At 64.2% G+C, this 13,831-nt stretch carries 14 protein-coding genes and 2 pseudogenes; 7 read left to right on the top strand and 9 right to left on the bottom strand.

All coding sequences use genetic code 11. The annotated features are described in order from the left end of the window. Positions 1-164: 164 nt before the first annotated feature. The 7 genes from CCR82_RS18995 to CCR82_RS17790 all read left to right on the top strand — a co-directional run bounded on the left by CCR82_RS18995 (position 165) and on the right by CCR82_RS17790 (position 4,846). Positions 165-380, top strand: a complete 216-nt coding sequence (locus CCR82_RS18995) for a SpoIIAA family protein (RefSeq protein WP_201247163.1) — start codon at positions 165-167, stop codon at positions 378-380. Positions 381-492: 112 nt separating this feature from the next. Then, complete coding sequence (locus CCR82_RS17815) at positions 493-1,350, top strand: metallophosphoesterase family protein (RefSeq protein WP_201247161.1); 858 nt, start codon at positions 493-495, stop codon at positions 1,348-1,350. 236 nt (positions 1,351-1,586) lie between these two features. Then, complete coding sequence (locus CCR82_RS17810) at positions 1,587-2,558, top strand: acetylxylan esterase (protein WP_201247160.1); 972 nt, start codon at positions 1,587-1,589, stop codon at positions 2,556-2,558. Continuing rightward, positions 2,530-3,255: an esterase family protein gene (locus CCR82_RS17805; protein WP_201247159.1), complete on the top strand. Its 726-nt coding sequence runs from the start codon at positions 2,530-2,532 to the stop codon at positions 3,253-3,255. The genes CCR82_RS17810 and CCR82_RS17805 overlap by 29 nt, the downstream gene beginning before the upstream one ends. A 79-nt stretch (positions 3,256-3,334) precedes the next feature. After that, the gene (locus CCR82_RS17800) at positions 3,335-4,258 is read left to right on the top strand and encodes an MGH1-like glycoside hydrolase domain-containing protein (RefSeq protein ID WP_201247158.1); all 924 of its coding nucleotides are present in this window, start codon (positions 3,335-3,337) and stop codon (positions 4,256-4,258) included. Next, positions 4,230-4,421 (top strand): glycosyltransferase, encoded by a 192-nt coding sequence (locus CCR82_RS17795; RefSeq protein WP_201247157.1) that lies wholly within the window; start codon positions 4,230-4,232, stop codon positions 4,419-4,421. Before CCR82_RS17800 ends, CCR82_RS17795 begins: the two co-directional genes overlap by 29 nt. Positions 4,422-4,666: 245 nt before the next feature. Next, complete coding sequence (locus CCR82_RS17790) at positions 4,667-4,846, top strand: hypothetical protein (protein ID WP_201247156.1); 180 nt, start codon at positions 4,667-4,669, stop codon at positions 4,844-4,846. Between the two features lie 133 nt (positions 4,847-4,979). On the opposite strand, the gene CCR82_RS17785 is transcribed toward CCR82_RS17790, so the two are convergent. From CCR82_RS17785 to CCR82_RS17750, 9 genes and pseudogenes are all read right to left on the bottom strand, one after another. Beyond that, the gene (locus tag CCR82_RS17785) at positions 4,980-6,374 is read right to left on the bottom strand and encodes a glycoside hydrolase 100 family protein (RefSeq protein WP_201247155.1); all 1,395 of its coding nucleotides are present in this window, start codon (positions 6,372-6,374) and stop codon (positions 4,980-4,982) included. A gap of 101 nt (positions 6,375-6,475) precedes the next feature. Continuing rightward, positions 6,476-6,631: pseudogene (locus CCR82_RS17780) on the bottom strand (glucose-6-phosphate dehydrogenase); the annotation flags it as partial. Between the two features lie 657 nt (positions 6,632-7,288). After that, positions 7,289-7,678 (bottom strand): hypothetical protein, encoded by a 390-nt coding sequence (locus tag CCR82_RS17775; RefSeq protein WP_201247154.1) that lies wholly within the window; start codon positions 7,676-7,678, stop codon positions 7,289-7,291. 43 nt (positions 7,679-7,721) lie between these two features. After that, entirely contained in the window at positions 7,722-8,048 is a 327-nt protein-coding gene (locus tag CCR82_RS17770; RefSeq protein ID WP_201247153.1) for an HVO_A0114 family putative DNA-binding protein, read from the bottom strand. 230 nt (positions 8,049-8,278) lie between these two features. Beyond that, positions 8,279-8,485 carry a sensor histidine kinase gene (locus CCR82_RS17765; RefSeq protein WP_201247152.1) on the bottom strand — a complete coding sequence of 69 codons (207 nt, stop codon included), beginning with the start codon at positions 8,483-8,485 and terminating at the stop codon, positions 8,279-8,281. A gap of 19 nt (positions 8,486-8,504) precedes the next feature. Then, positions 8,505-8,687 (bottom strand): annotated as a pseudogene (locus CCR82_RS19445) (histidine kinase dimerization/phospho-acceptor domain-containing protein); the annotation flags it as partial. Between the two features lie 246 nt (positions 8,688-8,933). Next, a complete protein-coding gene (locus CCR82_RS17760) occupies positions 8,934-9,359 on the bottom strand; it encodes a hypothetical protein (protein ID WP_201247151.1) in 426 nt (141 codons plus the stop codon). A 25-nt stretch (positions 9,360-9,384) separates the two neighbouring features. Beyond that, entirely contained in the window at positions 9,385-12,402 is a 3,018-nt protein-coding gene (locus CCR82_RS17755; protein ID WP_201247150.1) for a transketolase, read from the bottom strand. A 350-nt stretch (positions 12,403-12,752) separates the two neighbouring features. Further along, positions 12,753-13,238 (bottom strand): hypothetical protein, encoded by a 486-nt coding sequence (locus tag CCR82_RS17750; RefSeq protein WP_201247149.1) that lies wholly within the window; start codon positions 13,236-13,238, stop codon positions 12,753-12,755. Positions 13,239-13,831: the final 593 nt, after the last annotated feature.

Genomic DNA, 13,831 nt, shown 5'->3' with positions numbered 1-13,831 from the left:
TGGCGGCGCACTCAGCACATTCGCGTTCGCCTCTCACCAGGCACGACCCGCGCTCGTTCACCTGCTCTGACTCTGTCACCGGTGTCAGCAATCCGAGAAAGGCTCGGGGATGGACTGCGGTATAGCTCGGGAAAACTGCGGTGGAATAAAGTGAGAGCTAACAGCTGGACACCCCACCGATTCCGTGGAACAAGCTCTGGGATGACGTCAAATTCAGCTTCGAGCACCTGAGCGATATCACCCATGTCGCCCTGGTGGCCGATCAGGGCTGGATTGGCGCCTATGTCAACATGCTGAATCCGATGATGAAGGCCGAGCTTAAGCACTTCAAACGTCCCGAGCTGGAAGTCGCTCGGAGCTGGCTGGCCCAGGCGGTCTAGTCGAGAGCATGCCGCCGGTGGCGCAGGTCGGATCGTAGATGGCGCGGTAGACACCGGGCTATCGTCAGCCAAGACACCGATTCAGCAAAATTTGCTCCAGTGAGTGCTGCCGATGACTGATCCTTACCTGCTCTTCCACCTCAGCGACATCCATTTCGGGCTTGAGGACAATCGCGCCCTGGACTGGGTGAGACAAGAGATTGCCGACAAGCAACCCGATGCCGTCGCCATCACCGGTGATCTGACGATGCGCGCCAGGCAGCACGAGTTCGACGCGGCCTGCGCCTGGATACGTTCACTCGAGGCCTCGGTCACGGTCGAGGTGGGCAATCACGACCTGCCCTATTTCAACCCGGTTCAGCGCTTCTTCGACCCGTACAAGCGGATACGGGCCATTGCCGACAAGGTCGAGGTGGAGATCGACCTGCCCGGGCTTGCGATCGTGCCGCTCAAGACCGTCGCCCGCTGGCAGCCGCGCCCAAACTGGTCGAAAGGCTGGGTGACCGAGGCGGCGCTGGAGCGATGTCTCAATAGGCTCGATGCGCTACCCGAGGGGACGCAAGCGCTGGTGACCGCCCATCATCCCCTGCGAGAAGCGGGCACCCAGGGCACCGCGTTGACCCGACACGGCCAGAAGGCGATGACTGAGCTGGCCAAGCGCAAGGTGCTCGCCGTGCTCTCGGGCCATGTCCATGATGCCTTCGACCTCACCGAGGAGACGGGACAGGGGGCGGTGCGCATGATCGGTGCCGGCACCTTGTCGCGGCGCCTGCGCTCAACACCACCGAGCTTCAACGAGCTGCGCTGGGATGGCGAACAGCTCGCGGTCTCTGTGCGCAATCTCAAGGGTTCCGATACACCGGAGATGATGATCGGCGAGGTTCCCGAGGACGCAACGCCGCCGCGCAAGCCGGACGAGCCGAGCGCCCCGGTCGATCAGGTCCCGCGCACCGACCCACCAGTGCACTGATCGTCGGTCAAGGACGGGCCAGCCGCACAACAGCCTCTAAGGCCGAGTCGCACAGATCGGTACATTGTGTCGGCAATCGAGACGGGCCTTGGCTCCGCATAAGACGTCGATCGGCTTGCCGGCGGTGCGCCAGGCGAACATGCCGCCGCCCAGCTACACGAAAACCGGGGCTACCACAACAGCCCAACTTCAGCGAGGATGGCCCGGGTTGCCGCTGACCCGAGGAGCATCCGTGCATGGCGCACACTGACCCTTTCGATCCGACCTACGGCTATGACCTTGCCGGACTCTTGGGCGTCCTGCCACCACAGGCACCGGACGACTTCGCCGAGGTCTGGCAACGACGCTACCAAGACGCACTTAAGGTTGACCCGGCCCTGCAGCTGAGCCCCTCGGCCTATCAGCGCCCGGGCATGCGGGTTTGGGATGCCCATTATCGCTCAACGGACGGGATCACCCTCGGCGGCTGGCTGCTCGAGCCCGAGCATGGTGCGCCGCCGCAGGGCTTTGTCGTCGGCCACGGCTACGGTGGCATCGCGCAACCGGACTTCGCCCTGCCCTGCGCCGATGCGGCCTACCTGGTGCCCTGTTTCCGCGGCATCGGCCGCAGTCGCCACCCACCGATCTCCGACAACCCTAACTGGCATGTGCTGCACGACATCGACAAACCGGACCGCTACATCATCGGTGGCTGCGTTCAGGATCTGTGGATCGGGGTGACCGCGCTGCTGACGCGCTTCCCCGATCTCGCTGGCCACATCGGCTACATGGGGATCAGCTTCGGCGGCGGTATTGGTGCCTTGGCGATGCCTTGGGACCAGCGCATCGCCTGCGGACACCTGAATGTCCCGACCTTCGGTCATCAACCGCTGCGCCTGCAACTGCCCACCACCGGCTCAGCCGCCTCGCAGCAGCGCTTCGCCCGCGAGCATGGTCACCTGTTGGAAACCTTGGCGTATTACGATGCAGGCTCGGCCGCTCGGTTCATCCGGCAGCCGATGCATATTGCGGCCGCGCTGTTTGATCCGTCCGTGGCGCCGCCGACCCAGTTTGCCATCTACAACGCGCTCGCAGGTCCCAAGCAGCTGTTCGTGTTGGCCACCGGTCATGCCGAGAATCCAGCGCGAATCGCTCAGGGGCACAACCTGCTCGACGCCTTAACGAGGTTCTTTTGCGGCGATGAATCGCGAGTATCACCGGTGGTATAGCCCCCATCTCGGTCGCGAGATGGAACTCTTGGTGTTCGGCCATGCCGGGGCCAAGGTGTTGGTCTTTCCGACCCGCGACGGACGCTTTCATGAGTACGAAGACCTGCGCATGACCGAAGCACTCAGGCACAAGCTCGAGGCCGGTCAGCTGCAGCTCTACTGCGTCGATAGCCTCGATTGGGAAAGCTTCTATTGCGACTGGGCGCATCCCGAAGGTCGCATCCAACGTCACCAGGCCTTCGAGGAGTACATCCTCAACGAGGTGCTGCCGCTGATGGCGAGCAAGAACAGGCATCCTTGCACCATCGCCCATGGTCTGAGTTTTGGCGCCTTCCATGCGGCCAATATCGCCTTTCGCCATCCGCATCTGTTTCAGAAGCTCAGCGCCTTCTCCGGGCGGTACGATCCCACGCTCAACATCGAGAGCTTCCGCGATCTGCTCGACGGCTATCGCAGCGAGTTGATCTACTATCACTCGCCCGCGCAGTACCTGCCGGGACTTGATGGCTGGCGGCTCGATGCCTTGCGGCGGATGGATATCGTGCTGGTGATCGGCCGCGAGGATCCCTTCCTCGACAACAATCGCTATCTCAGCCGTATCCTCTGGGAGAAGGGCGTCTGGCATGCGTTGCACGAATGGGATGATCGTGCTCATAGCGGCTACTATTGGCGCCGTATGGCACCGCTCTATCTCTAAGGGATCAACATCACAGATTCCTGCAGCGCGAACTCATGCAACCGGTAATCGCCTCATGCCAAGATGATCGACTCACTCAATGGCTGATCGCATCAGGCAACTGCGCCGTCTCCTGAGACAGGGCCGCTCGAGCACCGGCCGTGTTGCGGCGTTCGCTGGCCGCGGCACACGGGGCCTGCAGTATCTCTGGCACCTGTTGATCTGGTCGCGGATCTCGGCGGGGCGCTCCGGGCTCCTGCCGATCGAGCTGCCGCCCGAGGTCCTGCGCCGCAAAGGGATCGAGACACCGCCGCCGCACCTTCAGGTCGTGGGCCATGCCCAGGCAACCACTTTCGAGCGCGGCTTCGCCGAGGTCTATGCCCTGCTGTTCGCCAACCTGCAACAGGCCGATCTGCTGTCGCCGACGCGCCACGCCATTCCTGGCCCTGCGTTTCGCGGCGTCTATCTCTGGGATTCGGCCTTTATCGCACAGATCTGGCGCTGGTGGGACGCCGAGGTCGCTGCCGAGGTTCTCAGAGCGGTCATCGATCTGCGCGACGGCGACCGCCTCCAACATGTCGTCACCGAGTTCCATCAGTCGCGCTACACCCAGCCGCCCCTGATCGGCTGGGCCCTGCTTGAGGTGATCAACGCGCTGCCCAAGGACCAGGCCCGTTCGCTGCTCGAGACCACCTACGAGCCCTTGCGACGCTATCAAGCCTGGCTCGACGCCAACCGCCAGCTCGCCGATGGCCTCTACTTCTGGGCCCACCCCTACGAGTCCGGGGTCGAGAACGCGCCGCGCTTCAGCAATACCGACGAGAGCGCCCTGCGCGACACCCGCACGATCGCCGCCCCCGATTTCAGCAGCTATGTCGTGCTGCAGCTCGACGCTCTCGCAAAGATGGCGCGGCGTCTGGACCAGGCCGCCGAGGCCGCCGCCTTCGAGGCCAAGGCGGCCGTACTGCGCGCCCGCATCGATGAGCAGCTGTGGGATGTATGGAAGGCTCGGGCCGGTCGATGACGCCGGCGCCATGGCGTTGAACATCTTGGACGTCGCCGCCCAACGCCAGACGCTTGGGGCGGCCGCGCGCCGGCATGTGCTGGAGTCCGGCTATGGTTGGGACTCGACCTTCCACCAGTTGTTCGCGATCTACCGAGCCGCAACGGGGACACAGCATCCCTAAGGGCAGCGAAAAAGGTGGATCGTGCAGGCCGTCAGATCAGCGACAGGGAAAGACCGCCGAGCTCGCCGAGGAGATCCATGGCGTCTAGCCGTTGGGTCGTCAACGCCTCACCATTGATCCTGCTTGGCAAGGTCGAGCAGATCCAGAGCTACTTGGTCCTTTGGCGGGGACGCTGGTGGTACTCAAAGCGGTATTTCGCGAAGTGAGTGGGACTTATCGAGCACTCTGAGCCGGTTGTCCAACGATTGCGGGTCCCCTCCAACGGCCCGCGCGACACCAAGGTCCGCCATGTGCGCAAGCAGGCCAGGGTGATCGGCACGGTGGTTGAGCCTTATCGCTCCATCTCGGTGGAGTCGTTGCAGGTCGAGCTCGGCGATGGCTATCGCGAGGTTTGGAGCCCGCAGGCGCAGCAACGAGCCTTCTAGACGATCTATCACAGTGGCTGGGATGCCCCGCCATCAGCCAATGATAAGGTCAGCGAGCTGCGTTGATGCGGATGCCAGTTCCAGTGCCAATACAGCGCAATGCTGCGCGCCACGAGGTCTTGATGATCCTCGCTCAGACCGGAGCGGCACAGCTGGCCCCCTCCACCGAGCGACCCAGGTGCAGCAGCTCGATGCGCTCGGGGCGCTCCAGCAGTTGGCAGGCGACCAGATAGCCGGCGGCGCTCCAGGTCTGGTGCCGGCGGGCCTGCTGACCGACCAGGCGACCACGACGGCCGTCGTAGTACTCAGGCCAGTCGTCTTGGAGCAACCGCCGCTCGGCATCGCTCATCGCGCGCTCGACCAGCTCATCCGCCCCGGTGCGCAGACCGACCAGGGCCAGCAGCCACAGCAGCACTGGCCAGTTGCCGCCATTGTGGTAGGACCAGGGGCGGTTCTTCGGGTCGCAGCCGGTAAGCAGGCGCCAGTCCTGGCCTTCCAGCGCCGGGAAGCAGAGCTTGAGCGGCATCTGGCCGATCAGGTCGTCGTAGCGCTGTGCGATCAGCTGCATCAGCGCGGTGGTCTGCGCCTCGGTGGCCAGCCCGGCGGCGCAGGCGAGCAGATTGCCCTGGCCGAAATAGCGATAGTCGAGCCGGCCGGGGCCGACGTTGCCGAGCAGGTAGCCGCCGGTCTCCGGCAGCCAGTCCATGAGCCAGTCGGGGATGGCCTCCGGGTAGATGTTGAACTTGTTGACCGCCGCCGGTCCGTATTCCTCGACCCCGTAGCGGTAGATCTGATTCAACCGCTCGAGGTCGAGCCAATAGTAGGTGCGCACATGATGGGCCAGATGCGGTAGGCGCTCATCGAGGGCCGCGCGATAACGCGCGTTGGCCGGCTCGTCGGCGTCGAGCAGATCGGAGGCGGCGCAGAGCGCGGCGAAGAACTGCGCCTGGATATCGATCGGGTAGCCGTAGACGCCCATGCGCCGGTCGATCATGAAGGAGCCATCCGGCACCAGCATGGTCGGGAACATGTCGAAGCGGCTGGTCATGCTCAGATCGAGCAGCAGCCGGATCGCCTGCTGCACGCTGGCCTGATGCAGGAAGGCGCGGTCCTCGGTGACATGCACATAGGCCTGCAGCGTCAGCAGCCACCAGAAGCCGGAATCCACCGGGGCGACGCGGGCGATGGCGTGCTCGCCGAAATCGGCGAACAGTTCCTCGCCCTCCCCGTTATCGGTGACCTTGAAGCTGGCCGGGATCAGCCCCTCGCCGGGCTTGAAGCAATCGAGCTGACGCTCATGGCTCTGCAGGCGCACGGCGGTGGTCAGAAAGTGGCGCACGATCTCGGGGCGGCCGTCGAGCAGGAAGGCGAAGGCGGAGATGGCGAAGTCGCGGGTGAAGACCTGGTCGTAGTTGAGCGCTTCGGTCTCGGGATCATGGGCGGCGACGGTCCCCACCGGCTGGCCGCGATAGGTGACCACGGATTCCTCGAGGAGTCGCCAAGCGCGCTGTCTGGCCTCTTGATTCATCGGTGCTCCTGTGATCCGCTTGAGCGGTGTCTCTGGTGAATCAGCGCGCACAGGCACCGACGTTGTCGGCGATCGCGCGCCAGTGGTGGTCATTGCACCTTGCTGAAGCGAAAAAAGAGGATGTTCTGGACCGTCTTCTTGCCCAGATAGTGATCGATGCGATAGAGCTGCGATTCGTCGAAGCCCTCAGCGACGACGACGTGGAGTAACTGCGCCGAGTCGAGATCATGACCGAAGGGCTTCTCGATGACGACCCGCGCAAGCCACTAGCGCCGAAGATCACCAAGACGCTGGGCTCAGCCTGGGGCAGCTCGGCGCGCGGTAGCTCGACATGGGTGGTGAGATCGATCTCAGCCGGCATCGGGTCGTCCTCGGGGCTCGGTTTGGGTGGATGTGATCAGTAATGGAATGGTCCGCCCCGCTCCTCCAACACACCCTGAGCGGGCACAATAAGCGATGATGAGAACCCCCTCGTCAACCGAGGTAGCGGAGCAGACCAATGACAGAGCCTAACAAAGACCGGGGCATCGCGTTTGTCGGCATCGATCTGGCCAAGCGCAGCTTTCACCTTCATGCCGGCGATGAACCCGGGCAGCCGTGCGCGGGTGAGCTACCTGATCGAACGCTTGCCCGACTGGGCACGGCAGCCCATCGCGGGTCAGGTGCTGTGGAAATGAGCCATCCTCGTGGCCAGTCTGGCGCTGACGCTGGTCCTGCTCGGGCTGGTGTTTTCCTCGGCCCGAGATCTCGGGATTCCGGTCTATGGCCTGGTCGCCAACGCTGGAGGTGTGGATGCGCCCGATGTACTGCAGCCAGGCATCAGAGGCGTGGAGGCTCTTCACAGCAATCTCGCCGGGGCGTTTGGCTACCGGCGAGTATCTGGCGGGCGACTAAGGCCTGTTGGTCACGCTCTGTCATCGGGATGCCGCATCGGCACGCAGGACGGCGTCAACATCCGCCTCAGTCACGGGCAGCGTCAAGACCGCATGAAGTGGAAACCGCTCAGCCAGCAACGGCACATACCCCGCCTGCTCTTTGCTCACCAGGACGATGACCCGTGCGTCGGGCGCCTGCTTGCGCAGGCTAGCGAGGAACACATCGAGGTTGCAGACATTGGCACCGGCATAGTTGTTGCCGAAGCCGTAGAAGAATTCGGCCACCACCCAGTCCGGCGCGCTGCGCTTGAGCGTTTGCAGGGCTCTGCGCTGGGATGGGAGCTTGATCTGGGTGATCCCCAAGCGCTGGTAGAGTGCGTCGAGCCGGGGATGGCTGGGGGATTCGATGATCGAGAACAGGGTCGTCATGGTGGCCGCATGGGTGCTGGTTGGAATCGGGTTGGCGACCAGCTTAGCGCGAGGGGGCCTTGTTCTTGCGCTTGCCCTCCCCAGACTGTAGCAGTATTGCCAGCGCGATGGGTGTCAAAAGAGGTTGGGTCCCGCTGTCAGCCTTCACCCGCTTCACGTCCCGCCCAAGGCGGCGGGCGAGCTCACGAACGGACAACGCTCCGGTGCCCATCAGCGCCTGCACCAAGGACCAGCGCCGCTCCGTCAAACGGCCAAAGAGTCTATCCGCGGACTCGAAGTTCAGCGTCTCGCCTTGATAGCTCTCGGCCTGCGCGAGGGTGCCTGCCGCACGCAGCGCCGCACGCCAATCCGGATTGATATAGCGGTGCATGCAAGATGGCACCGCTGCTGGTAGCTGTTGGCAACAATGCCAAATCCCTGCGGCGCTCTTGAACGAGTGCGGTCAGGCCATGATCGCCAGCCCGGACATGAGCGCATTAGCGCCCGGCGATGGCCGCTTCGAGCTCCGGCATCGCGACCGGCTTGACCAGTTTGCAGGGAGCGATCGGGCTCGGTCGACGGTGCTGTCTGCAGCGGCGGCAGCCCCCGGAATTGGCTGCCTTAGCCGGGCCCGTCACTCTCGGCGTGGATCGAGCCGGCATGCATCTCAACCAGCGAGCGCGCCAGCGTGAGGCCGACGCCCAACCCGGAGCGCGAGGTCTGTGGCTCGCCGTCGCCCCGCGGGGCCTGAAAGAAGGGCTCGAAGATGCGTGCCTGGGTCTCGGCGCTCATGCCGACGCCCTGATCGCGGATACCGACCTCTGCCAAGCCATTGTGCGAGCCGGCGCTTGATCTGTGCCGACTGCGTCGAGATAACGCTCAGGCAACGCGCGGCGGCTGGCGCCTCGAGCTGCAGCGAGTCCAAGACCTCGCCACAGGTCATGATCGCCGCGAGTGGATTGCGCAGCTCATTGCCCAGCGTTGCCAGGAACTCGTCGCGCTGGGCGACATGCTCGGCACGCTCGCTCAGGAGATCAGTAGATCATACACCTGCAGGTTGATCGATGAGTCATTTGGCATCGCATGAAGATACTCGGCGTGGATTTCCTGCCCTTGGCCCGCTAACCGGAGGCGGCGAGATGCAACGGTAGCAGCGTCGCGCTGAGGAAGAGCAACAACACGCCCATGAACACCAGCCGCAACGCCCGAGCGCGCTAGCGCGCGCTATGGGTGTTACCGGCGACATCGCGTTGGTAGGCAATGTAGTAAGAGGCCGTCAGAAAATCGCGCGTCTGCATGTCGATCTCCTGCTGCATGCGGCCTGACCGCCTCCCTCACCGCGACGATGGATCTCCCGCTCAAGTCGCAGGAATTCCTCTAGGTCCGGCGGCTCGCTGTAGACGAAACGCCATTCGGCCCGGAAACCATGCCAGACCGAGACGAACAACAGGAGCATGGCTAGGATCGCGAGGGTAATCATCGCAATCGACGGTGGATGGGCCTGCTGCAGCAGCCTGATCTCGAGATGGCTGCTCAGCGTCAGGAAGGCGAAGAGCGCGAACGAGAGTCCGGCGGCCGGGATGCCAATGCTCGCGCGAATGCTCTCGCGCCGCGAGCGCTCCGCGAAGTAGAGATCGCGGAAGGTCTCGAAGCGCAGCAGGCGCGCGGCCTCTGGCGTCGGCGGTAGTTGCTCGGTACTCACCCGCACTCACCCGTACACTCTGCACTCAGGCGGCGACGGCCAGCGCCTCGCGCTCGATCTCCTGACCGGAGATCCGGTGGCGATCCATCAGTGCCTCTGGCGAGCCGGAGCGCGGCTCACCGCTGACACCGAGCTGGAACACCCGACCGAGCCGACCGACCTGAGCGGCGACCGCATCACCGAGCCCGCCATCGCGGTGGTGATCCTCGATTACCAGGAGGGTCCCGGTCTCCTCGGCGGCCCGCTGCAGGGTCGCCACGTCGAGCGGCTTGATCGAGTAGGCATCGATCATGCGTGTGCATATCCCCTGCTCGCGCAGCCGCGCGCTCGCCTCCAAGGCGGTGTGCACAGTGATGCCGGCAGCCACCAGCGTGAGTCGGTCCTCGGTCGATTCGGCCAAGGTCTTGCTGCCACCGATCTCGAAGCGTTCGTTCGATGAGTAGAGCACTGGCGTCTTGCCGCGCGTGGTGCGCAGATAGACGATCCCGTCGTGCTCGAGCCCGGCCTCGGTCAGGCGCTCGGCGCTGATGGCATCGGCGGGATAGAGCACCGTGGTACCGTTGAGGGCCCGGAACATCGCGATATCCTCGAGCCCCATCTGCGACGGCCCATCCTCCCCGATCGAAATCCCGGCATGGCTGCCACAGATCAGCATGTGCGGGTGTTGCGAATGCGCTGCCATGCGAATGACGTCGTGCGCCCGCGTGAGAAAGGCGGCAAAGGTGGCGACACAGGCTCGCTTGCCGCTGGCGGAGAGGCCGAGCGCCGCACCCAACATGTTCTGCTCGGCGATCTGCGCCTCGACGAAGCGCTCAGGGAAGGTCTTGGCAAAGTGCTCGGTCTTGGTGGAGTTCTTCACGTCGCCATCGAGCACGACGAGGTCGGGGAAGCGGTCGCCGAGCTTCTCCAGTGCAGCGCCGAAGGCGGCACGGGTTGCGACCTGCCCGCCGAGCGGATACTCGACCTTGAGCGGCAGGCTGGTCGCTTCTTGTGCCTGTTCCGAGGCGACCTGGGCCATGGTCGCGGCCGTTGGCTCAGGGATCGGCACGCGGCGCGGTTCCACTAAGAGGCGCACATTCGGCTCATCGAGCTGGGCGAGCGCTTGGGCGAGCTGGTCGTCATCCAAGGCCTTGCCGTGCCACCCCTCAGCCCCCTCGAGAAACGAGATCCCCTTGCCCTTAACGGTGCGGGCGATGATCGCCGTCGGCCCGGGCTCTCGGCTCGCCTTGAGCGCCGGCAGGATAGCGCCGAAGTCGTGGCCATCGATCTCCAGGGTGCGCCAGCCAAAGGCACGGAAGCGCTCAGCCAGGACCGAGGAATCATGCCCGTAGGGTGCCGGCCCACTTTGCTCAAGGCCATTGGCGTCGACGATGGCCACCACCTGCTCGAGCCCTTGATCGGCCGCGAACTGCGCGGCCTCCCAGACCGAGCCCTCCGAGCACTCGCCGTCGCCGAGCAGGCAGAACAGCCGGGCCTTGATCCCATCCAGGCGGTCGGCCAAGGCCATGCCATTGACGGCGGCAAGCCCCTGGCCCAGTGAACCAGTCGCGACGGGAATCCAGGGATTACGCGGGGTCGGATGGCCTTCGAGATCGCTGTCGAGCTGCCGCAGGGTCAGTGGATCGGTCTCGATGGCACCGGCCTCGGATAAGGCCGCCCATAAGATCGGCGCTGCATGGCCCTTGGACAGCAGAAAGCGATCTTGATCGCGGGCGCCTGCAGTGCTCGGGTCCCAGCGCATCTCGTGGAAGAAGAGCGCGGTCACCAGGTCCGCGCAAGACAGCGAGGAGGTCGCATGGCCAGAACCGGCCCGGCTGGTCATCCGCAGCACCTCGGCACGCAGCCGGCTTGCCTCACCCACCAAGGGCGTTGCGAGCGCAGCGTCCTGCATGGACGACTGCCTGTGCTCGATGCGCTCGGCAAGCCGTTGCATCAGCTGATCATAGGGATCGATGAACTTCTGCACGCCTTCGGCGACCAGTTGATGAGTGATCGCATCGAAATCGATCTCGAGCTTACGCTGCAGGCGCTCGAGCACGGCTGCCGCCTCGCTGGTGCTGTCCGCCGCCGGGATCTCGATCCAGCCATGATGGTCGAAGGCATCGGCGGTCGCCTCCGGCATCGTCGAGATGGTTCGCGGCAGGATCAGCGATTCGACATAATGGGTTTCCGACAGGCTTGGGTCCTTAGTGCCGGTACTGGCCCAGACCAGCCGCTGCGGACGCGCGCCTGCTTGGGCTAAGCGCTGCCAACGCTCGCTCGCGCTGATATCCACGAACCGATCATAGGCCAGCTTGGCATTGGCGACCGCGGTGCGTCCAAGCAAGGATTCCGCCTCGGCGACAATGCGCTCATCGACCTGCGGATCGATGCGTTGGCGCAGCTCGCGGTCCACGGCCGTATCGATGCGGCTTAAGAAGAAGCTGGCCACCGAGGCGACAGTGTGAAGATTCTTCCCGTCGCGCAGACGCTGTTCCATGGCGCGCAGATAGGTTTGCAGGGTCTGCTCATAGGCGTCGAGGCCGAACAGCAGCGTGATATTGACGTTGATCCCCTCCACCAGCAGGGCCTCAACCGCGTGCAGCCCCTGCGGCGTGCCAGGCACCTTGATGAACAGGTTTGGACGCCCGACACGGTCCCACAGCTCGCGCGCTTGGCGCAGCGTTGCGACCGGATCATAGGCCAGGTGTGGCGAGACCTCGAGGCTGACAAAGCCATCGCGGCCTTCGCTCGCTTCATACTCCGGCAGCAGCAGATCGCAGGCGTCGCGCACATCATCGGTGGCAAGGCGCTCGTAGACCCCCTCGGCGGCCACCGAGCCGTCGCGTTCCAGGGTCTCGACCGCAATGGCGATGCGGTCCTCGTAGCTTGCGGAGTCCGCCATGGCCTTCGCAAAGATCGCGGGATTGGAGGTGATCCCAGACAGGCCCTGCTCGCGGATGCGCGATTCGAGCTGGCCGTTGTCGAGCATGTCGCGTGACAGGCTATCAAGCCAGAAGCGCTGACCGTGACTGTTGAGCGTGGTGAGTTGATGAGTCGGCATTCCGGTCTCCCCTCGATGATGGGCACAGATGGCAAGGATTGACGGCCGGGGCGCACTCGCGGCCAGTACCTCGTCGAGTCAGCAATCAAATGCAAGAGAAAGGCCAGCCTCGCCAAACGGGCGGACCTTCGGGCAGATCGCCGAAAACAGCGTCGAGCCGCTGCCTGAGGCCGGGGCCAATGCCCCGGCGGGCGGGGCAAAACGCCCGCGCGCCATTGCAGGGCTAGCCCATTGATGAGGTGCCGCAAGTGGTGAGGCGACGCAAGTCGGGCAACGACTCCATCAGCGCCAATCGCATCGCGGAAGACCTCGAGGCCGGGGAGATCCAGGGAGCCTATTGGATGTCAACATCAGGGAAACGGTGGTGATCCGCCGACATCCGGCCCAAGCACCAAAAGCTCGGGATGACGCTGATTGACCCGCTCCTCGAGACGCGGCGCTTCGGCCTCCGGCAGATCCGCAAGGATCAAGAGCTCGCCGTCTTCAAGGGCCTCTTGCTGGGCGGATAACGGAAGATTGGCGCTACGGTTCCTCCGCAGCCACCAGCTGCCCCCAATAACGGCGCCGATGGCGATCAGCGTCAGCAGCACAAATGGCGGTAGCGCTTGCAGCAGCAACAGCGAAATCGCCAACATGAGGGCGGTGCCGACCAGGGCTCCGCGCAACGCGGCGCTCGAATCATCACGCCAGCGTCGAGTGTGGACCGGCAGCCCGTCCGGGATCTGTTTGCCGATCAGCGTGAACGCACCGGGATCAACCCGATCGGCGATCAGCTCTTCAACCAGACGTCGGCCATTCTGCGAATCGCGGGCACGAATATAGATGCGGGTGGTCATCAATTGTCCTCCAAGCCTGAGGGGAATGGATGGCCGCAGCGGCGCGACGGATCCTGCGATTCCGTCTTTAAACTCCAGCAACCCTTGTGCCGAAGCCTGGAGTCCGCTGGGCAATCCCACCTAGCCGCCAGCCGTCGTCCACCAGCAGGCGATCTGAAAACAGCAGCAGACTCACCGAGACGAGCGCGCCGGCGCCCCGCCATCCACGCCGACCGACAAGACACCGATTCAGTGCAGTGACGGCACCTAGATGACTCGGTCGATCAGGGGCAAATCCACCAGACCGGTGCTTTTCGACAAGCGCCAGCTATCACCCTCTGGCCCGCAGGCTCGGAGCGCACGCCCGCACTCATCTGCGTGACACGCGCCGCAGCTGACGCCTGATGCACCCGCTAACCTGATGCGGTTGAAGAGACCAACAAAGCCGATCAATCGGAGTCTTGGCATTGACCTTGCTTATTTTTGGTTGCGCCAGGCAAAGCCTGGAAGAGGAGGAAGAACGCCAAATGAGTTGAGCAATCGGAAACCTCTTGTCGTGACCCGCCGGGTGAGAGTCCCGAACCGGCAAGGACTGGCCATCCACCGGAACCGAG

The organism is Halochromatium salexigens (assembly GCF_016653295.1).
In the GTDB taxonomy this organism is placed as follows: Bacteria; Pseudomonadota; Gammaproteobacteria; order Chromatiales; family Chromatiaceae; genus Lamprobacter; species Lamprobacter salexigens.
The sequence above is the reverse complement of the archived record's forward strand: the minus strand, read 5'-3'. Positions and strand labels throughout refer to the sequence as shown.

Bases quoted from the DNA above. Each gene is read 5' to 3' on its own strand.
- CCR82_RS17775 (WP_201247154.1), bottom strand. From the start codon at position 7,678: ATGACGACCCTGTTCTCGATCATCGAATCCCCCAGCCATCCCCGGCTC.
- CCR82_RS17770 (WP_201247153.1), bottom strand. From the start codon at position 8,048: ATGCACCGCTATATCAATCCGGATTGGCGTGCGGCGCTGCGTGCGGCA.
- CCR82_RS17805 (WP_201247159.1), top strand. From the start codon at position 2,530: ATGAATCGCGAGTATCACCGGTGGTATAGCCCCCATCTCGGTCGCGAG.
- CCR82_RS17815 (WP_201247161.1), top strand. From the start codon at position 493: ATGACTGATCCTTACCTGCTCTTCCACCTCAGCGACATCCATTTCGGG.
- CCR82_RS17800 (WP_201247158.1), top strand. From the start codon at position 3,335: ATGGCTGATCGCATCAGGCAACTGCGCCGTCTCCTGAGACAGGGCCGC.
- CCR82_RS17755 (WP_201247150.1), bottom strand. From the start codon at position 12,402: ATGCCGACTCATCAACTCACCACGCTCAACAGTCACGGTCAGCGCTTC.
- CCR82_RS17750 (WP_201247149.1), bottom strand. From the start codon at position 13,238: ATGACCACCCGCATCTATATTCGTGCCCGCGATTCGCAGAATGGCCGA.
- CCR82_RS17795 (WP_201247157.1), top strand. From the start codon at position 4,230: ATGTATGGAAGGCTCGGGCCGGTCGATGACGCCGGCGCCATGGCGTTG.
- CCR82_RS17810 (WP_201247160.1), top strand. From the start codon at position 1,587: ATGGCGCACACTGACCCTTTCGATCCGACCTACGGCTATGACCTTGCC.
- CCR82_RS17785 (WP_201247155.1), bottom strand. From the start codon at position 6,374: ATGAATCAAGAGGCCAGACAGCGCGCTTGGCGACTCCTCGAGGAATCC.